This window comes from Microbacterium sp. sgz311019 (assembly GCF_056135325.1).
Genome location: NZ_JBWAXO010000001.1, coordinates 37,503 through 54,719 on the forward strand (window position 1 = coordinate 37,503; position 17,217 = coordinate 54,719).

Sequence of the window (17,217 nt, forward strand, 5' to 3'; positions counted from 1 at the left end):
ATGCACACGTGGCCGGGATCGCCGTACCCGCTCGGAGCGACGTTCGACGGGAGCGGCACGAACTTCGCGCTGTTCAGCGAAGGCGCCGAGCGCGTCGAGCTGTGCCTCTTCGGGGCGCGCGCGGCGGAGTCGCGCATAGAGCTCGACGAGGTCGACGCCTTCGTCTGGCACACGTATGTGCCGAACGTGCAGCCGGGCCAGCGGTACGGCTACCGGGTCCACGGCCCGTACGATCCCGCGAAGGGCGTGCGGTTCAACCCCGCCAAGCTGCTGCTCGACCCGTACGCCAAGGCCGTCGAGGGTGAGATCACGTGGGGGCAGCCGGTGTACGGGTACACCTTCGGCGACCCCGACTCGCGCAACGACGAGGACTCTGCGGCGCACATGATGAAGGGCGTCGTCGTCAACCCGTACTTCGACTGGGCCGGCGACCGCCGGCCCGCGACCCCGTACTCCGAGACGTTCATCTACGAGGCCCACGTGCGCGGCCTCACGATGCGGCATCCCGACATCCCGGCGGAGATGCGCGGCACCTTCAGCGGGATCGCTCACCCGGCGATCATCGAGCACCTGACGAAGATCGGGGTCACGGCCATCGAACTCATGCCGGTGCACCAGTTCGTCAACGACTCCGTGCTCCAGGACAAGGGTCTGTCGAACTACTGGGGCTACAACACGATCTCGTTCTTCGCACCGCACAACCGCTATGCCGCCACCGGCGATGCGGGGCAGCAGGTGCAGGAGTTCAAGGCGATGGTCCGTGCGCTGCACGCCGCCGGCATCGAGGTCATCCTCGACGTCGTCTACAACCACACCGCCGAGGGCAACCACCTGGGGCCGACGTTGTCGATGCGAGGCATCGACAACGCGGCGTACTACAAGCTGGAGGACGACCAGCGGTACTACACGGACTACACCGGCACTGGAAACAGCCTCAACGTGCGCAACCCGCACTCCCTGCAGCTCATCATGGACTCGCTGCGGTACTGGGTGCTCGACATGCACGTCGACGGCTTCCGGTTCGACCTCGCGTCGGCGCTGGCCCGCGAGTTCTACGACGTCGACCGCCTGGCCGCGTTCTTCGAGCTTGTGCAGCAGGATCCCGTGGTGTCGCAGGTGAAGCTCATCGCCGAGCCGTGGGACGTCGGCCCCGGCGGCTACCAGGTGGGCAACTTCCCGCCGCAGTGGACGGAATGGAACGGCAAGTATCGCGACACCGTGCGCGACTTCTGGCGCGGCGAGCCCCAGGCCCTGGGCGAGTTCGCGTCGCGCCTCACCGGGTCGAGCGATCTCTACGAGCACTCGGGACGCCTGCCCGTGGCGTCGGTCAACTTCGTCACCGCGCACGACGGATTCACCCTGCGCGACCTCGTGAGCTACGTCTCGAAGCACAACGAGGCCAATGGCGAGGACAATCACGACGGCGCCGACGACAACCGCTCGGAGAACTTCGGCGTCGAGGGCCCCACGGACGATCCGTCGGTGCTCGCGGCGCGCGCCCGGCAGCAGCGCAACGTCATCGCGACGCTGCTGCTCAGCCAGGGCGTGCCCATGCTGCTGCACGGCGACGAGCTCGGCCGCACCCAGCAGGGGAACAACAACGCCTATGCCCAGGACAACGAGATCACGTGGATCGACTGGGAGGCGGCCGATCGCCCGCTGCTCGAGTTCACCGCGGCGATGTCCCGCCTTCGGCGCGATCACCCCACATTCCGCCGCCGCCGATTCTTCGAGGGACGACCGGTGCGGCGCGCGGAGGGAGCGCCGGTGCAGGACATCGCGTGGCTCCGGCCCGACGGCACGCTCATGCAGCCGGAGGACTGGGACTCCGGGTTCGGACGGGCCATCGGCGTGTTCCTCAACGGCCTCGGCATCCAGGAGCGCGACCGTCGCGGTGAGCCGATCCGCGACCGCCACTTCATCATCCTGTTCAACGGCGGCGACGACGGCATCGACTTCCATGTGCCGGAGGTCGAATTCAGCCCCGATTGGGAGGTCGTGATCGACACCGCGGGTCAGCGGGCGGATTCGGCACTGGTCCGACCCGGCGACGATGTCCGACTCGCGGCGCGCTCGCTCATCCTGCTGTGCGAGCACCCGCGCATCGAGCACGAGCCGGACCATTCGGTCGCCGCCTCGCTGGCGGCCCTGGCCGCGATCACGACGCCCGTGCACGCCCCGAAGACCGAGGCGCGCGTCTGAGGCCGAAACCGGGTGTCAGTCGACGCCGAGCCAGGAGCGGTCGGTGAGGATGATGGGGCCGTCGTCGGTGATCGCGACGGTGTGCTCCGAGTGGGCTCCGCGGGAGCCGTCGACGCTGCGCAGCGTCCAGCCGTCGGGGTCGGTCACGAGCTCGTCGGTCGTCGCGAGCAGCCACGGCTCGAGGGCGAGCACCAGGCCCGCGCGCAGGGGGTAGCCGCGGCCGGGCTTGCCGTCGTTGGGCACGTGCGGGTCGCCGTGCATGACGCGACCGACGCCGTGTCCGCCGAAGTCCGTGTTGATCTCGTAACCGGCGCCGTGCGACACGGCGGCGATCGCCGCGGAGAGATCCCCGATGCGGTTGCCCACCGTTGCGGCCGCGATCGCCGCAGCCAGCGCCCGCTGCGTCGTGTCGATGAGCCGCAGGTCCTCGTCGCGGGGGGTGCCGACGATGAACGAGACCGCCGAGTCGGCGACCCATCCGTCCACCGACGCCGCGAAGTCGAGGGAGACGAGGTCGCCGTCGCGGAGGGCGTAGTCGTGGGGGAGGCCGTGCAGCACCGCGTCGTTGATGGAGGTGCAGATGACCTTGCCGAAGGGGCTCGCCCCGAATGACGGGTGGTAGTCGATGTAGCAGGACTCCGCGCCGGCACGGCGGATGAGATCATGCGCGCGGCGGTCGATCGCGAGCAGGTTCGTGCCCACCTTCGTCTCGTCGCGCAGGGTGGCGAGCGTCTCGGCCACGAAGCGGCCGGCGGGTCGCATCTGCTCGATCTCGGCGGGCGTGCGCAGCTCGATCATCGGTTTCCTTCCGTCGTCATTCCATTCTCCCGGATGCGATGCGGCCTCGCTGTGAGGATGCCTCGCGCCACGCGGCACGGGGTCCGCGGAGGACCGCTCCGGCGTAGCATCTAAGGCATGTGGCTGCGGCGTGCGTTCTTCGGGTGGCTCATCCCTGCCGCCTTCCTGCTGCCGTTGTGGCTTCTCGTCGGCTGGGGCGTCTTCAATGCGGGCGGGTGGGCCTTCCTCTGGGTGCTGTTCCTCGCGATCCCGTCGGTCTTCATCGGCGAGCTCGTCCTCACACTGCTGGTGCGCGCGCGGGGAACCGTGCGGGCGCAGCGGGCCGTGTCGTGGTGGGATGTGCTGGGCTTCACCGTCTGGCACTGCCTGACGATCGCACTCGGCTTCTACAACCCCGCGTGGTGGGCGCCGGTCTTCGTGCTCACGATCGCCGTCTTCGTGGGTCTGTTCTGGCTCGTGCTGTGGGAGCTGTGGCGCGAGGCCCGGCCCGCCGGCATCGTGCAGTACACGCGCGCCGGCGTCGGCTTCATCGCCGCCGAGCAGCCCGCCGAGGCTCCGGGGGACGTACGGGCGGAGCCCGAGATCATCGTCATCACCGAGGCCAAGAAGCCCACGGCTCCCTAGCGTTTTTGCCGCGCGCAGCATCCATGGCAGAATGGATGCTTGTGCCCTGAAAGGTTCTGCCTCAGGGGAATACAGCTGCCAGGCCTGTGCCGGTGGCGCCGGGCACACGAATCCTTTCCGAATACGAATCTCGCAGCCGACCTGTGGCGGTTGCAGGAAGTGATCGATCATGCAGATCCTCGACGCCGTCGATGCGGCTTCGCTCCGCTCCGACATCCCCGAGTTCGCCGCGGGCGACACCGTCAAGGTGCACGTCAACATCACCGAGGGCAACCGCTCCCGCATCCAGGTCTTCCAGGGAGTCGTCATCGGCCGCTCCGGCGACGGTGTGCGCGAGACCTTCACGGTTCGCAAGATCAGCTTCCAGGTGGGCGTGGAGCGCACCTTCCCGGTGCACAGCCCGGTGATCGACCACATCGAGCTGGTCACGCGTGGTGACGTGCGCCGCGCGAAGCTCTACTACCTGCGCAGCCTGCGCGGCAAGAAGGCCAAGATCAAGGAGAAGCGCGACCACTCCTGAGTCCGCCTCCACGAACGCCCCGGCATAGCCGGGGCGTTCGTCGTTCCTAGCTGCTTCACAGCCGGATGACGGCCGCCGCGGTGCGTCGCACGCCGATCGATGTGGGACGCTTGAGAGGCTGGCTGCGCGACGCCGCCGCATGCACGAAGGATGCCATGACGACCGAGAACTCGGCTGAGCCTGCCGCGACGCCCACACGGGCGAGCCGCTCATCCTCCGCGGCCGTGAGAAGGCGCGGATGGGTCACGCTGCTGCGGGACATCGTCGTCATCGTCGCCATCGCGATCCTCGTGTCGCTGGTCGTCAAGACGTTCCTCGTCCGCTCGTTCTACATCCCGTCTGCGTCGATGGAGAACACGCTCCAGATCCAGGACCGCATCCTCGTCGACGAGATCACGCCCCGCGTCGGCGGCTACCAGCGCGGCGACGTGGTCGTGTTCCGCGACCCGGGCGGCTGGCTGCCGCCCTCGACGGCGCCCGCGAGGCCGTTCATCGTCGAAGCGGGGGATTGGCTGCTCTCGCTCGTCGGGCTGTCCGCCCCCGACAGCGACGACCACCTCATCAAGCGCGTGATCGGAGTGGCCGGCGATCACGTCGTGTGCTGCAATGCACTCGGGCAGATCACCGTGAACGGGACGCCGCTCGACGAGTCCGCCTACGTCAAGCTGTCGCCGGGGGAGACGGCACCACGGCCGGTGCCGTTCGACGTCGTGGTGCCGAACGACTCCCTGTGGGTGTTGGGCGACAACCGCGACCGCTCGCAGGACTCCCGGTACCACATCGACCAGCCCGGCAAGGGGTTCGTGCCTCTGGACAACGTCGTCGGCCGTGCCTTCGTCGTCACGTGGCCCTTCGACAGATTCGGCCTCATCGACTTCCATCATGAAGTCTTCGCCTCCGTCCCGTCGCAGTCCGCGAGTCCGAAGCCCTCGCCGTAAGCTGGCGACGTGATGACCGTCGTAGAGCCGCGCCTCACCGTCGAGCGGCGACTCCTGCGCGAGCATGCGCTCGTGATCGCGTGCGACGAGGTCGGCCGGGGCTCGCTCGCCGGGCCGGTCGCCGTTGGTGCGACGGCAGTGGATGCGGCGCGCGCCCGCAAGCGCGTGCCGTCGGGCCTGCGAGACTCCAAGCTCGTGCCGGAACTGCGCAGACCCGGGGTCGCAGCGCTTGCGGCCGCGTGGGTGGGGGCGAGCGCCGTCGGCTGGGCCAGTGCGGCCGAGATCGACGAGGTCGGCATCATGCGGGCCCTCGGCAACGCCGCCCTGCGGGCCCTCGCGGACCTGCGCGCACAGGGCGTCGTCCCCGAGGACGCGATCGTGCTCCTCGACGGCAACCACGACTACATCACCCCGGCCGGCGCGAGCGGTCTGACCGTCCGCCCCATCATCAAGGCCGACCGCGACTGCGCGAGCGCGGCCGCGGCATCCGTCATCGCCAAGGTGGCACGCGACGACGTCATGCGCGACCTGCATGTCCAGGCGCCGGTGTACGGCTGGGATCGCAACAAGGGGTATGCCAGCGCCGATCACCGGGAGGCGATCCGCGTGTACGGGCTCAGCGAGCATCACCGCGCATCCTGGGCGATCGCGGATGCGCCCACCCTCTTCTGACCACGGTCGCCGCGGCAGCGCATCGCGGGCGTTCGGGTCGCCGTAGGATGGACAGACCATGGACGAGGATTTCGACGACTACGACCGTGAACTCGAGTTGGCGCTCTACAAGGAGTACCGGGACGTCGTCTCGCAGTTCCAGTATGTGATCGAGACCGAGCGCCGGTTCTACCTGGCGAACGAGGTCAACGTCGTCCGCCGCGACACCGAGCACGATTTCTACTTCGAGATCTCGATGAACGACGTGTGGGTGTGGGACATCTACCGCGCCGACCGGTTCGTGAAATCCGTGCGGGTTCTGACGTTCAAGGACGTCAACGTCGAGGAGCTGTCGCGCCGCGACTTCCACCTGCCCGAAGAGCTGTCGCTCGACAACTGACGTCTCCTCCCCGTCCCTGGGGTCGTCCCCGGTTTCTGACAGCCGGTTCGACGGGAGCCTCCGGGGACTCGCTGACCGGCGAGCATCGTCTCATGGCAGCGAAGGACGACCTCGGGCGCGCGGGCGAGGACCGCGCGGCCGCGCATCTCGAAGCGGCGGGCTACCGCATCCTCGATCGCAACTGGCGGACGCGCGGGGGTGAGATCGACATCGTCGCCGAACGTGACGAGGCCATCGCCGTCGTGGAGGTGAAGACCCGTCGCGGCGACCTCTTCGGCGACCCGCTCGAGGCGATCGATGCGCGCAAGCGCGCACGGCTGTGGCGTCTCGCCGTCGCATGGCGGCAGGCGCATCCCGATTCGACGGGTGAGCTGCGCCTCGACGCGATCGCGATCACGGGTCCCGATCCCGCGTCCGCCGCCCTCGTGCACCTCGAGGACCTGCGGTGAGCGTCGCACGCACCTGGTCGGTCGCTCTGACCGGCATCGACGGCGCGATCGTCGAGGTCGAGGCCGACCTCACCAAGCAGACGCCCGACTTCCGCCTGATCGGCCTTCCCGACAAGGCGCTCGGCGAGGCGGTGCAGCGCGTACGCAACGCGTGCGACAACAGCGAACTGGCGCTCCCGCGCCGCCGGCTGACCGTCAATCTCTCGCCGGCGAGTCTTCCCAAGCAGGGATCGGGCTTCGATCTCGCCATTGCGATCGCATCTCTGGCGACGGAGGGGATCATGGATGCCGCCTCGGTCGGCTCGACGGTGCACCTGGGCGAGCTCGGTCTCGACGGGCGCCTGCGCCCGGTGCCGGGCGTGCTCCCCGCAGTGCTGGCCGCCGCACGGGCGGGGTTCGACAAGGTCGTGGTGCCCGAGGCCAACCGGCGCGAGGCCGAGCTCGTGGACGGGATCCGCGTCATCGGCGCGGCCTCCCTTGCGGAGGCCGCCCGTTTCCACGGTGCGAGCGTCGAAGTGCCGGTCGTCGCCCCCATCGCGCCCGGCGGAGCACCGGTTCAGCCCCTCGATCCCGAGACGCTGGACCTCGCCGACGTGATCGGCCAGCCGGAGGCCGTCGAAGCGCTCCAGGTGGCGGCCGCGGGCGGCCACCACGTCATGATGAGCGGGCCGCCGGGCGCCGGCAAGACGATGCTGGCTCGGCGGCTGCCCGGCATCCTCCCGCCGCTCGAGGACGACGCCGCGCTGGCCGTCGCTTCCGTGCGATCGCTGTCCGGCGACACCGTGACCGACCTCTCGCGAACGCCGCCCTTCGAAGCTCCCCATCACACGGCGAGCGTCGCGGCTCTCGTCGGCGGCGGCTCGAAGATGATCCGGCCGGGCGCAATCGCGCGGGCCACCGAGGGCGTCCTGTTCCTCGATGAGGCGGGCGAGTTCACGAGCAGCGCGCTCGACGCACTCCGGCAGCCTCTCGAGAGCGGGTCGATCGTCATCCATCGCTCGGGGCTCACCGCCGAGTTCCCGGCGCGATTCCAGCTCGTGCTCGCCACGAATCCGTGCCCATGCGGCGATTACGGCGTCCGGGGCGGAAGCTGCACCTGCGCTCCCTACTCCATCCGCCGCTATCACAGCAGGCTCTCCGGGCCCCTGCTCGATCGCGTCGACATCGAGTTCGCGATGACCCGCGTGTCCGTCGCGCACACCCCCCGCGGGTCGTCGGGCGTGACGACGGCGACGGCTCGTGAGCGGGTGAGCGAAGCGCGGGCGCGGACCGCATCCCTGCTGCGCGAGACGCCGTGGCGGCTCAACGCTCAGGTGTCCGGAACATGGCTGCGACAGGGACCGTACGCCCCGCCGCCGGCGGTCCGCCGCCCCCTGGACAACGCCCTCGCGCGCGGTTCGCTGACGCTGCGCGGGTACGACCGTGTCCTGCGCCTGGCCTGGAGTGCCGCGGCGCTCGACGGCCGAGACCGACTCGCGATCGATGACATCGGCAGCGCCCTGTTCCTCAAGAAGGGAATCCGCACGTGACCCGTTTCACCTTCTCGCCCAGCCACGCTCGTGCGATGGTCGCGCCGCTCGTCGCCGACGGTTCCGGCGATCACGAGGACGTCTACGCGGCCGCCGTCTGGAGCGCGATCGCCGAGGCGGGCGACCGCGTCGCGGGATCGCTCGTCGCAGCCCTCGGCGCCGTCGAGGCCCTGCGCCAGGTGCTCGCCGGAGAGGACGCCCGCGAGGCGGCAGGAGTGGGGGAGAGGGAGTGGTCCGACGCGACGAAGCGCTGGCATCCGCGGCTCCTCCAGGGCGAGCTCGACGCACCGTTCGAGGCCGCCCGTCGGAATGCGGTCGGGCTCGTCGCGCCGGGTGATCCGTGGTGGCCTTCGGCTCTCGACGATCTGGGCGTCCACGCTCCGGCGTGCCTCTGGATCCGCGGTGAGCGCGACGCGCTGATGCGCCTGCATCCGGCCGTCGCCCTCGTCGGCGCCCGTGCCGCGACCGCGTACGGCGAGCATGTGGCGCGTGAACTCGCATCGGACCTCGCCGGCCGCGGGGTCGCCATCATCTCCGGCGCGGCCTACGGCATCGATGGCGCAGCCCACCGCGCCGCACTCGACGCGGGCGGACTGACGGTGGCGTTCCTCGCCGGCGGAGTCGAGCGACCGTACCCAGCGGGTCACCTCGAACTTCTGGAGCGCATCGCACTGTCCGGGGTCGTTGTCAGCGAGGTGCCTTGCGGCGGGGCTCCCACCAAGTGGCGCTTCCTCGCCCGCAACCGCCTGATCGCAGCGGTCTCCGACGCGACTGTGGTCGTCGAGGCGGGTTGGCGCAGCGGTGCTCTGAACACCGTGAACCACGCTTCCGACCTCGTCCGGCCCGTCGGAGCGGTGCCGGGTCCCGTCACAAGCCCTGCCTCCGCGGGGTGCCACCGCCTCCTGCGCGACACCGACAGGGACGTGAGGTGCATCACCGGCGCGAGCGACGTCCTCGAACTTCTGGAGGGCGACGGCCTGTTCCGGATGCCGGCAGCCGACGGCTCGGGCTCCTCGACCCCTCCCGCGGATCGACGTCCGCCGACGGACGACAGGACGCGCGTGGGCGACGCGCTGAGCCTGCGCGGCAGTCGCACGGTGGCTGAGATCGCACGACGCAGCGGCATGGCGATAGACGACGTCCGGGTCCATCTCGGCCTCATGCACCTCGACGGCGAGGCCGAGGCGGATGCCGCGGGGTGGCGCCGGCTCATCCCGAGTCGCTGACTGCGGCCGTTCGGCGCGCGCCGTCCGCGATCGCGGTGGCCGCCCGACCTCGACGGCGTGTCATCGGGACCCCCGAAAGACCGCGCGCCCCCCTGCGTCACCGCCGGGCGGGTCGCAAGATGGAGGCATGCAAGTCATGGCCGCGGTCGACCGCTACACGGCGCACCTCGCCGATGTGCGCCGCCTCTCGCCGGCGACGGTGCGGGCGTATCGGTCCGACCTCGCGGGCCTGGCGGCCTCGACCGGGGACGTCCCGCTCGAAGAGATCGACCTCGAGCATCTCCGCTCCTGGCTGTGGGAGCGCACGCAGCATGGTGACGCGCGCTCGTCCATCGCCCGCCGCGCTGCCGCCGCACGCGGTTTCTTCGGCTGGGCGCTCGAGCAGCAACTGGTGCCATCCGACCCCTCGCTGCGCCTGGTCGCACCGAAGCGCAGCAGGCCCCTGCCGAAGGTCGCGACGGCCGCGGGCGTCTCCGGTGCGCTCGACGCGCTCGCCCGCACGGCGCAGGGCGGGGATGCGGTCGCCCTGCGCGATCACGCGATCCTCGAGCTGCTGTACGCGACCGGTGTGCGCGTCTCGGAGCTCTGCGGCCTGGACATCGAGGACCTCGATCGCGGCCGCGCCACGGCGCGCGTGCTCGGCAAGGGGTCGAAGGAGCGGGTCGTGCCGTACGGGATGCCGGCGGCCCACGCCCTTGATGCGTACATCGTCCGGGGACGACCGACTCTGTTCGCGCGCGCCGAGGCTGCAGACACCCGCCGCGTGGATCGCGCAGCGCTGTTCCTCGGAGTCCGGGGCGGTCGCTTATCGCCGCGGACCGTCTACGACCTCGTCACCCGCGTCATCGGTCCGGTCGTCGGATCCGCCGGCGTGGGCCCCCACCTCATGCGTCACTCGGCGGCCACCCACCTCCTCGACGGGGGAGCCGACCTCAGGAGCGTGCAGGAGCTGCTCGGACACGCGAGCCTCGGCACCACGCAGGTCTACACGCACGTGTCGGGCGAGCGGCTCGCCGCCGCGTACAGGCTCGCGCATCCTCGCGCCTGATACCGACCCCGACCCCGCTAACCGCAGCAGGGCAGCAGGATCGCCCTCGGCGCGCCCCCGAGCAGCAGCAGCGGGTTGATGTACTCGCCGTTCCGCCGAACCCCGAAGTGGATCGTCCCGGGCGCCGCATGACCGCCGAGTGCGATCTCGCCGACCACCTCACCGCTGCTCACGGTGTCGCCGGGGTGGAGCTCCGACGCTATCGGCTCGAGTGTGGTGACGAGACCGCCGTCGTGCTCGATCGTGAGGATTCCTCGGCCCGCGATGGTGCCCGAGAACGCCACGACGCCGTCGGCCGGGCTCCGAACGTGCACGTCGTCGCGCCGCGGCTCGAGGTCGATGCCGCGGTGGCCCGGACCGTAGGCACGGGCCGGGGCGGCATAGGCCGCCGTGATGCGCGGCTCGCTCACCGGCCACAGCCACCGGTGCGCCGCGAGCCCGTCGGACGGCGCCGCGCCGTCACGCACAGCCGACGATGCCGCCGCGCCGCCGGGAACAGCGACCAGTCCGATGAGCACCAGAACGAGCACGAGGGCTCGGGTGAGCGAGGTCATCTGGCGATCCTCCTCGCCGGGGCCTCCGACGGAGCGATCGGCGCTCGATCGGTGGATGGCAAGCACGGGGACGGAGCGGGGGAGAGATCATGTGCCAAGGCCTCGACTGCTACACTTGTCATGCACCCCGCTCGTCGGGGTGACTCCGCGTGCCCAGAGTCCGAGCGGAACCCGCCTCGGATGGCATCCACTCCCCACGGTCCCCAGCATTGCTGCGGGTGGGAGTGCGCCGGGCACCAGGCGTGGCGATCGCCGATCGTCTCGAACAACCGCACAAGGCGCCGCGAGGCGCCGGAACAGGAGAACGGCCATGGCCGTCGTCACCATTCGCCAGCTGCTCGACAGCGGCGTCCACTTCGGACACCAGACCCGCCGGTGGAACCCGAAGGTCAAGCGCTTCATCCTCACGGAGCGCAGCGGCATCCACATCATCGACCTCCAGCAGTCGCTGGCCTACATCGACAAGGCCTACGAGTTCGTCAAGGAGACGGTCGCCCACGGTGGCACCATCCTCTTCGTCGGCACGAAGAAGCAGGCGCAGGAAGTGCTCGCCGAGCAGGCGACGCGCGTGGGCCAGCCCTACGTCAACCAGCGCTGGCTCGGTGGTCTGCTCACCAACTTCAGCACGGTCAGCAAGCGCCTCGCGCGCATGAAGGAGCTCGAGGAGCTCGACTTCGAGGACCCGGCTGCAAGCGGTCTCACCAAGAAGGAGCTCCTGCTCAAGCGTCGTGAGCTCGACAAGCTGCACAAGTCGCTCGGCGGAATCCGCAACCTCCAGAAGACGCCGTCGGCGCTGTGGGTCGTCGACGCCAAGCGCGAGCACCTCGCCATCGACGAGGCCAAGAAGCTCGGCATCCCCGTGATCGGCATCCTGGACACCAACGCCGACCCGGACGAGTTCCAGTACCCGATCCCCGGCAACGACGACGCGATCCGCTCCGTGTCGCTGCTGACCCGTATCATCGCCGACGCCGCCGCCGAGGGCCTCATCCAGCGCCACCAGCCGGCCGCCGACGAGACCCCGGCCGAGCCGCTGGCCGAGTGGGAGCGCGAGCTGCTCGAGCAGGGTGCCGCCGCCGCTGAGGCCGACGCCGTCGAGCTCGCCACCGAGGCCGTCGTGGCCGAGGAGGTCGCGGAGGAGCTGGCTGCCGAGGCCGTCGCCGCCGCCGAGGCGGGCGACGAGGAGGCTGCCGAGGAGCTGGCTGTCGAGGCCATCGTCGCCGAGGAGATCGCCGAGGAGCTGGCCGCCGAGGCCATCGCCGACGAGATCGTCGCCGAGGAGCTCGCCGCCGAGGCCGAGAGCACCGAGGCCTGATCGGACCCCTCAACCCGTCTTGCGCCCGGCGGAGTCGTCTGCGGACGGCTCCGCCGCGGCATCCATGAGAACTGACACGAACAAGGAGCCGCCACCCATGGCAAACTTCACCATCGCCGACATCAAGGCTCTCCGCGAGCAGCTCGGCACGGGCATGGTCGACACGAAGAAGGCCCTCGAAGAGGCCGACGGCGACATGGACAAGGCCGTCGAGATCCTCCGTCTCAAGGGCGCGAAGGGCAACGCGAAGCGTGCCGACCGCTCGACGAGCGAGGGGCTGGTCGCCGCCCGCGAGAGCGACGGCAAGGTCACGCTGATCGAGCTGAACACCGAGACCGACTTCGTCGCGAAGAACGAGAAGTTTATCGCCCTCGCCGACAAGGTCGCCGACGCCGCCGCCGCGGCCGCCGCCGACTCGGCCGAGGCCGCCCTCGCCGCGCCCGCCGGTGCGCAGACCGTCGCCGAGCTCATCTCGGACGAGGCCGCGATCCTCGGCGAGAAGGTCGAGCTGCGACGCGTGCGCACGCTGACCGGTGACAACTTCCAGGTCTACCTGCACCGCACGAGCAAGGACCTGCCGCCGCAGGTCGGCGTCGTGGTCGCCTACTCGGGCGACGACGCGGAGACCGCGCGCAGCATCGCCCAGCACGTCTCGTTCGCGAACCCGACCTACCTCTCCCGCGACGACGTGCCCGAGGCCGACGTCCAGAAGGAGCGCGAGATCGTCACCGAGATCTCGCGCAACGAGGGCAAGCCCGAGGCCGCGCTCCCGAAGATCGTCGAGGGCCGCGTGAACGCGTACTTCAAGCAGGTCGCCCTGCTCGACCAGGACTACGCGAAGGACAACAAGCTGTCCGTCGCCCAGGTCGCGAAGGACGCCGGCATCACCGTCACCGACTTCGCCCGCTTCAAGGTCGGCGCGTAGTCATCGCTCAAGGGCCCGCACCTGCTTGGTGCGGGCCCTTGGCATGTAGATTTTGACTCGCGACGAGAGGAACAACGTGATCAACGAGAACACCGGGCGCCGCCGCGTCCTTCTGAAGCTCTCCGGAGAAGCCTTCGGCGCCGGTCAGCTGGGCGTGAACCCCGATGTCGTCAGTCAGATCGCGCGAGAGATCGCCGCGGCCGTCGATCGCGTCGAGATCGCCGTCGTCGTCGGCGGCGGCAACTTCTTCCGCGGGGTGGAGCTCAGCGAGCGCGGCATGGACCGCGGTCGCGCGGACTACATGGGCATGCTCGGCACCGTGATGAACGCGCTCGCCCTCCAGGACTTCCTCGAGCAGGCGGGCGCTGCGACCCGGGTGCAGTCCGCCATCTCCATGACGCAGGTCGCGGAGCCGTACATCCCCCGTCGCGCCGAGCGCCACATGGAGAAGGGCCGCGTCGTCATCTTCGGCGCCGGCGCCGGCCTCCCGTACTTCTCGACCGATACCGTCGCGGCGCAGCGGGCCCTCGAGATCGGCGCAAGCGAGGTCCTCGTCGCGAAGAACGGCGTCGACGGCGTGTACACCGCGGATCCGAAGATGGATGCCTCCGCCACGAAGATCGACACCATCACCTACCTCGAGGCGCTCCAGCGCGGGCTCCGCGTCGTCGATTCGACCGCGTTCAGCCTCTGCATGGACAACAAGATGGACATGCGCGTGTTCGGCATGGAGCCTGCGGGCAACGTCACCCGGGCGCTGCTCGGCGAGAGTATCGGAACGCTCGTCACCGCCTGATCGGCGACCTGCCGAGGCATCCGTCGTCCCTGAGCGCGCGGAACGCGCCGACTAGACTGATGTGAACCTCTGGATCGAATGGAGCCCCCGTGATCGCCGACATCCTGTCCGAGACCGCAGCCCGCATGGACCGCGCGGTGGAGGCCGCGAAGGAGGACTTCGCGACCGTCCGCACAGGCCGTGCGAACCCGCAGATGTTCCAGAAGGTCATGGTCGACTACTACGGCACGCCGACTCCGCTGGCGCAGCTCGCCTCACTGAGCAACCCGGAGGCGCGCACGCTCGTCGTGAACCCGTACGACAAGTCGGCCCTCAAGGCGATCGAGCAGTCGATCCGCGACATGCCGAACCTCGGTGCGAACCCCACGAACGACGGTGCGCTCGTGCGCGTCACGCTTCCGGAGCTCACGGCCGACCGTCGCAAGGAATTCGTGAAGATCGTCCGCGGCAAGGGCGAGGACGCCAAGGTGCACGTGCGCGGCATCCGTCGCAAGGCCAAGGATGACCTCGACGCTCTGAAGGGTGAGGTGGGCGAGGACGAGCTGACGCGTGCCGAGAAGGAGCTCGACGCCGTGACGCGGTCGCACGTCGATGACATCGACGAGGCGCTCAAGCGCAAAGAAGCCGAACTCCTGGAGGTCTGAGGCGCGCCGATGACCGATGCTCCCGCTGACCGCCCACCCGGCGAGGAGGGTGCGCAAGCGCCGTTCCGTCGCAATCGGGACAGGCCAGAGCGCCCGGACACCGGATCGACGGCGCCTCCCGCCGTGCCACCGCTTCCCCCGCTGCCGCCGCCGCCTGCCGTTCCTTCGGCAGAGGGGCTGACCCCGCCGTCGACGGATGAACCTCGGGCCGCCGACGGCGACGAAGCCGACGAAACCGGCGACCTCGATGATGGCGCACCGCCGCCTCCTTCCGGGCCGCACGGCGTGCCCGTGAGCCGTACGCCGCGCAACGAGTTCGAGCAGCACATGGCGCAGGCTCGCGCCGACTTCGAGGTCGCGAACGAGCGGATCAAGGAGCGCACAGGACGCGATCTGATCCTCGCCATCCTGATCGGCCTCGGGATCGGCGCCGTTGTGCTCGCGTCCCTGCTGTTCATCTCATGGCTGTTCGCACTGATCGCGCTGGCCGCGTGTCTTCTCGGCACCTTCGAGTTCTCGCGCGCGCTGCAGGCATCGGGACGCCGCATCGACGTCGTCCCCCAGTTGATCGCGTGCGCGGGGGTGATCGTCGCGGGATTCCTCTACGTCGACTGGGTGCACTGGGTCGTCGTGTTCGTCGCGGTCGCATTCATCATCGTCTGGCGCTTGCTCGGCCAGATGGCCTCACGCGACGGCCGCACGTACGGAGATGTGCTCGACGACATCCTCGTCGGGGTCTTCGTCTTCCTGTACGTGGGCTTCCTGGGCAGCCTCGGCGTCGTCCTGCTGCGCGAGCCGAACGGCCAGTGGTGGGTGCTCGCGGGCATCATCGTGGTGGTGGTCGCGGACACCGCCGCCTATGCCGCCGGTCTGACGTTCGGCCGCCACCCGATGGCACCGCGCATCAGCCCCAAGAAGACGTGGGAGGGCTTCGCGGGAGCCGCCGTCGGCGTGCTCGTGGCGGGCCTCCTCCTCGCCTGGCTGATGCTTCATGTGCCTCTCTGGGCGGGACTCGTGTTCGGCGCTGCGATCCTTGCCACCGCGACGATCGGCGACCTCGGCGAGTCCATGATCAAACGCGACCTCGGCATCAAGGACATGAGCTCGTGGCTGCCAGGCCATGGGGGAGTCCTCGACCGCCTCGACTCGATTCTTCCCTCCGGTGTCGCCGTCCTGGCGCTCTTCTACCTCCTCTCTCCGTTGGTGCACGCATGACCTCTCACGACAACACGACAACCCCCGCGCTCTTCCCTCTCGAGAAGGGGCGTGCGAAGGGGTACGAGCGTCGCGCGGTCGACGCGTTCCTCATCCGCGCACGCGCGGCCTTCGAGACCGGTGAGCAGGGCGGGGTCGACGCCGCGACGATCCGTGCCGTCTCCTTCCCGATGGTCCGTCACGGGTATTCGGTCGTGGCCGTCGACACAGCGCTGGCGCGGATCGAGAACGCCTTCGCGTCCCGGCAGCGCGAGCAGGCGATCGCGGAGGGCGGCACGGCCGCGTGGCTCGACATGACGCGGCACGAGGCTCAGGTGATCCTCGATCGCCTGAGCCGGCCGAAGAAGGAGCGGTTCGATCGCGTCGGGTTCGGGCACTGGGGATATCGGATCGACGAGGTCGACGTGGTCGCGGACAAGATCGCGGGATACTTCTCCTCGGGAGCACCCATATCCGCCGACCAGGTGCGCTCGGTCGCGTTCCGCATGCAGCGCGGGGGATACCGCGAAGTGCAGGTGGACGCCGTCCTCGACGCCGTCGTCGAAGTGATGCTCGCCGTCGCCTGAGCGGAGACGGCTGGGCAGTCCGGCGACACGGCGCGGCCTCGGATGGCGCGACCCGTCCCGGCTCGCTAGACTCGCAACACTGTGACTTCCGGCAACGAGATGACTCCCGAAACATCCCGGCGGATGCTGCGTCATGCGGCCAAGACTGCTCCGGCGGTCGCCCCCGCCCCGAAGACGGCGCCCGCACGAGCCCGCAAGCCGACACGATGGTCGCGTCGTCGAGGCGTCATGACGGGTTTCGCGGCCATCGCCGCCCTCGGATTCGTCGCCGCCTACATCGGCCCTCTCGGTGCGGTGCTGACGCCGCACGCCGAGGCTGCAGTGACGCCGGTGACGCTCTACACCTCGACCCTCCACAACGCGCAGACGTTCGTCGCCGCCGACGCGGCCACGAGCACCGACACCCTTCAGCGTGACACCTATTCGGTGTACGTGCCGCCGAAGCCCAAGCCGAGTCGCACCCCGTCAACCTCGACCGCATCCACTTCGTGGAAGGTGCCGTTCGTGGTGCCGAGCCCCGGCAGCGCCCAGGCGATCGCCCGCGAGATGCTCCAGGCACGCGGCATGGGCGACGACCAGTTCGCCTGCCTCGTCGCGCTGTGGAACCGGGAGTCCGGCTGGCGCGTCAACGCCTACAACTCCAGCGGCGCGTACGGCATCCCGCAGGCGCTTCCGGGAAGCAAGATGGCGGCATACGGCGCCGACTGGCAGACCAACCCTGCGACGCAGATCGCGTGGGGACTCGGATACATCACGGGCCGCTACGGCACCCCCTGCGGAGCGTGGGGCCACTCGCAGAGCAGCGGCTGGTACTGAG

General features: G+C 69.8%; 20 protein-coding genes. 17 read left to right on the forward strand and 3 right to left on the reverse strand.

From position 1 onward, the window contains the following. Positions 1-2,202, forward strand: coding sequence for a glycogen debranching protein GlgX (gene glgX / locus AC0NZN_RS00165; protein ID WP_474590245.1), 2,202 nt, complete (start codon positions 1-3; stop codon positions 2,200-2,202). Between the two features lie 15 nt (positions 2,203-2,217). Here glgX and map read toward each other — a convergent pair whose 3' ends face one another. Then, entirely contained in the window at positions 2,218-3,000 is a 783-nt protein-coding gene (gene map, locus AC0NZN_RS00170) for a type I methionyl aminopeptidase (protein WP_474590246.1), read from the reverse strand. A gap of 117 nt (positions 3,001-3,117) precedes the next feature. Here map and AC0NZN_RS00175 point away from each other — a divergent pair, with 117 nt between their 5' ends. Then, entirely contained in the window at positions 3,118-3,624 is a 507-nt protein-coding gene (locus tag AC0NZN_RS00175) for an MFS transporter permease (protein WP_474590247.1), read from the forward strand. 169 nt (positions 3,625-3,793) lie between these two features. Then, the gene (gene rplS, locus AC0NZN_RS00180; protein ID WP_474590248.1) at positions 3,794-4,144 is read left to right on the forward strand and encodes a 50S ribosomal protein L19; all 351 of its coding nucleotides are present in this window, start codon (positions 3,794-3,796) and stop codon (positions 4,142-4,144) included. Between the two features lie 55 nt (positions 4,145-4,199). On the opposite strand, the gene AC0NZN_RS00185 is transcribed toward rplS, so the two are convergent. Beyond that, positions 4,200-4,391, reverse strand: a complete 192-nt coding sequence (locus tag AC0NZN_RS00185) for a hypothetical protein (protein WP_474590754.1) — start codon at positions 4,389-4,391, stop codon at positions 4,200-4,202. Between AC0NZN_RS00185 and lepB the strand changes: the two genes are divergently transcribed. The 7 genes from lepB (at position 4,300) to AC0NZN_RS00220 (ending at position 10,385) form a co-directional block, all read left to right on the forward strand. After that, complete coding sequence (gene lepB, locus AC0NZN_RS00190) at positions 4,300-5,082, forward strand: signal peptidase I (protein ID WP_474590249.1); 783 nt, start codon at positions 4,300-4,302, stop codon at positions 5,080-5,082. The genes AC0NZN_RS00185 and lepB overlap by 92 nt on opposite strands. Before the next feature lie 12 nt (positions 5,083-5,094). Further along, positions 5,095-5,754: a ribonuclease HII gene (locus tag AC0NZN_RS00195; protein ID WP_474590738.1), complete on the forward strand. Its 660-nt coding sequence runs from the start codon at positions 5,095-5,097 to the stop codon at positions 5,752-5,754. 58 nt (positions 5,755-5,812) lie between these two features. Continuing rightward, positions 5,813-6,133: a DUF2469 family protein gene (locus tag AC0NZN_RS00200; protein WP_474590250.1), complete on the forward strand. Its 321-nt coding sequence runs from the start codon at positions 5,813-5,815 to the stop codon at positions 6,131-6,133. Positions 6,134-6,225: 92 nt separating this feature from the next. Then, positions 6,226-6,582, forward strand: a complete 357-nt coding sequence (locus tag AC0NZN_RS00205; RefSeq protein WP_474590251.1) for a YraN family protein — start codon at positions 6,226-6,228, stop codon at positions 6,580-6,582. Continuing rightward, positions 6,579-8,111 carry a YifB family Mg chelatase-like AAA ATPase gene (locus AC0NZN_RS00210; RefSeq protein ID WP_474590252.1) on the forward strand — a complete coding sequence of 511 codons (1,533 nt, stop codon included), beginning with the start codon at positions 6,579-6,581 and terminating at the stop codon, positions 8,109-8,111. Before AC0NZN_RS00205 ends, AC0NZN_RS00210 begins: the two co-directional genes overlap by 4 nt. Next, a complete protein-coding gene (gene dprA, locus AC0NZN_RS00215) occupies positions 8,108-9,337 on the forward strand; it encodes a DNA-processing protein DprA (protein ID WP_474590253.1) in 1,230 nt (409 codons plus the stop codon). Before AC0NZN_RS00210 ends, dprA begins: the two co-directional genes overlap by 4 nt. 127 nt (positions 9,338-9,464) lie before the next feature. After that, positions 9,465-10,385, forward strand: coding sequence for a tyrosine-type recombinase/integrase (locus tag AC0NZN_RS00220; protein WP_474590254.1), 921 nt, complete (start codon positions 9,465-9,467; stop codon positions 10,383-10,385). Between the two features lie 17 nt (positions 10,386-10,402). On the opposite strand, the gene AC0NZN_RS00225 is transcribed toward AC0NZN_RS00220, so the two are convergent. Continuing rightward, positions 10,403-10,939, reverse strand: a complete 537-nt coding sequence (locus tag AC0NZN_RS00225; RefSeq protein ID WP_474590255.1) for a murein hydrolase activator EnvC family protein — start codon at positions 10,937-10,939, stop codon at positions 10,403-10,405. 310 nt (positions 10,940-11,249) lie between these two features. On the opposite strand from AC0NZN_RS00225, the gene rpsB reads away from it, so the two are divergent. From rpsB to AC0NZN_RS00260, 7 genes are all read left to right on the forward strand, one after another. Next, entirely contained in the window at positions 11,250-12,254 is a 1,005-nt protein-coding gene (gene rpsB, locus AC0NZN_RS00230) for a 30S ribosomal protein S2 (protein WP_474590256.1), read from the forward strand. 97 nt (positions 12,255-12,351) lie between these two features. After that, positions 12,352-13,179, forward strand: coding sequence for a translation elongation factor Ts (gene tsf, locus AC0NZN_RS00235; protein ID WP_474590257.1), 828 nt, complete (start codon positions 12,352-12,354; stop codon positions 13,177-13,179). A 76-nt stretch (positions 13,180-13,255) separates the two neighbouring features. Then, a complete protein-coding gene (gene pyrH / locus AC0NZN_RS00240) occupies positions 13,256-13,975 on the forward strand; it encodes a UMP kinase (protein ID WP_474590258.1) in 720 nt (239 codons plus the stop codon). A gap of 89 nt (positions 13,976-14,064) precedes the next feature. Continuing rightward, entirely contained in the window at positions 14,065-14,619 is a 555-nt protein-coding gene (gene frr, locus AC0NZN_RS00245) for a ribosome recycling factor (RefSeq protein WP_474590259.1), read from the forward strand. A 291-nt stretch (positions 14,620-14,910) separates the two neighbouring features. After that, complete coding sequence (locus tag AC0NZN_RS00250; RefSeq protein WP_474590260.1) at positions 14,911-15,834, forward strand: phosphatidate cytidylyltransferase; 924 nt, start codon at positions 14,911-14,913, stop codon at positions 15,832-15,834. Beyond that, positions 15,831-16,400: a DivIVA domain-containing protein gene (locus tag AC0NZN_RS00255; RefSeq protein ID WP_474590261.1), complete on the forward strand. Its 570-nt coding sequence runs from the start codon at positions 15,831-15,833 to the stop codon at positions 16,398-16,400. The genes AC0NZN_RS00250 and AC0NZN_RS00255 overlap by 4 nt, the downstream gene beginning before the upstream one ends. 228 nt (positions 16,401-16,628) lie before the next feature. Then, positions 16,629-17,216 carry an aggregation-promoting factor C-terminal-like domain-containing protein gene (locus tag AC0NZN_RS00260; protein ID WP_474590262.1) on the forward strand — a complete coding sequence of 196 codons (588 nt, stop codon included), beginning with the start codon at positions 16,629-16,631 and terminating at the stop codon, positions 17,214-17,216. The last annotated feature ends 1 nt before the right edge of the window (position 17,217 follow it).

What these genes read in the sequence shown, in the direction of transcription:
- AC0NZN_RS00255 (WP_474590261.1), top strand. Translation starts at nt 15,831, where the DNA reads ATGACCTCTCACGACAACACGACAACCCCCGCGCTCTTCCCTCTCGAG.
- AC0NZN_RS00225 (WP_474590255.1), bottom strand. Translation starts at nt 10,939, where the DNA reads ATGACCTCGCTCACCCGAGCCCTCGTGCTCGTTCTGGTGCTCATCGGA.
- AC0NZN_RS00195 (WP_474590738.1), top strand. Translation starts at nt 5,095, where the DNA reads ATGACCGTCGTAGAGCCGCGCCTCACCGTCGAGCGGCGACTCCTGCGC.
- AC0NZN_RS00200 (WP_474590250.1), top strand. Translation starts at nt 5,813, where the DNA reads ATGGACGAGGATTTCGACGACTACGACCGTGAACTCGAGTTGGCGCTC.
- AC0NZN_RS00175 (WP_474590247.1), top strand. Translation starts at nt 3,118, where the DNA reads ATGTGGCTGCGGCGTGCGTTCTTCGGGTGGCTCATCCCTGCCGCCTTC.
- tsf (WP_474590257.1), top strand. Translation starts at nt 12,352, where the DNA reads ATGGCAAACTTCACCATCGCCGACATCAAGGCTCTCCGCGAGCAGCTC.
- AC0NZN_RS00220 (WP_474590254.1), top strand. Translation starts at nt 9,465, where the DNA reads ATGCAAGTCATGGCCGCGGTCGACCGCTACACGGCGCACCTCGCCGAT.
- rpsB (WP_474590256.1), top strand. Translation starts at nt 11,250, where the DNA reads ATGGCCGTCGTCACCATTCGCCAGCTGCTCGACAGCGGCGTCCACTTC.
- lepB (WP_474590249.1), top strand. Translation starts at nt 4,300, where the DNA reads ATGACGACCGAGAACTCGGCTGAGCCTGCCGCGACGCCCACACGGGCG.
- rplS (WP_474590248.1), top strand. Translation starts at nt 3,794, where the DNA reads ATGCAGATCCTCGACGCCGTCGATGCGGCTTCGCTCCGCTCCGACATC.
- AC0NZN_RS00260 (WP_474590262.1), top strand. Translation starts at nt 16,629, where the DNA reads ATGACGGGTTTCGCGGCCATCGCCGCCCTCGGATTCGTCGCCGCCTAC.
- map (WP_474590246.1), bottom strand. Translation starts at nt 3,000, where the DNA reads ATGATCGAGCTGCGCACGCCCGCCGAGATCGAGCAGATGCGACCCGCC.
- AC0NZN_RS00205 (WP_474590251.1), top strand. Translation starts at nt 6,226, where the DNA reads ATGGCAGCGAAGGACGACCTCGGGCGCGCGGGCGAGGACCGCGCGGCC.
- glgX (WP_474590245.1), top strand. Translation starts at nt 1, where the DNA reads ATGCACACGTGGCCGGGATCGCCGTACCCGCTCGGAGCGACGTTCGAC.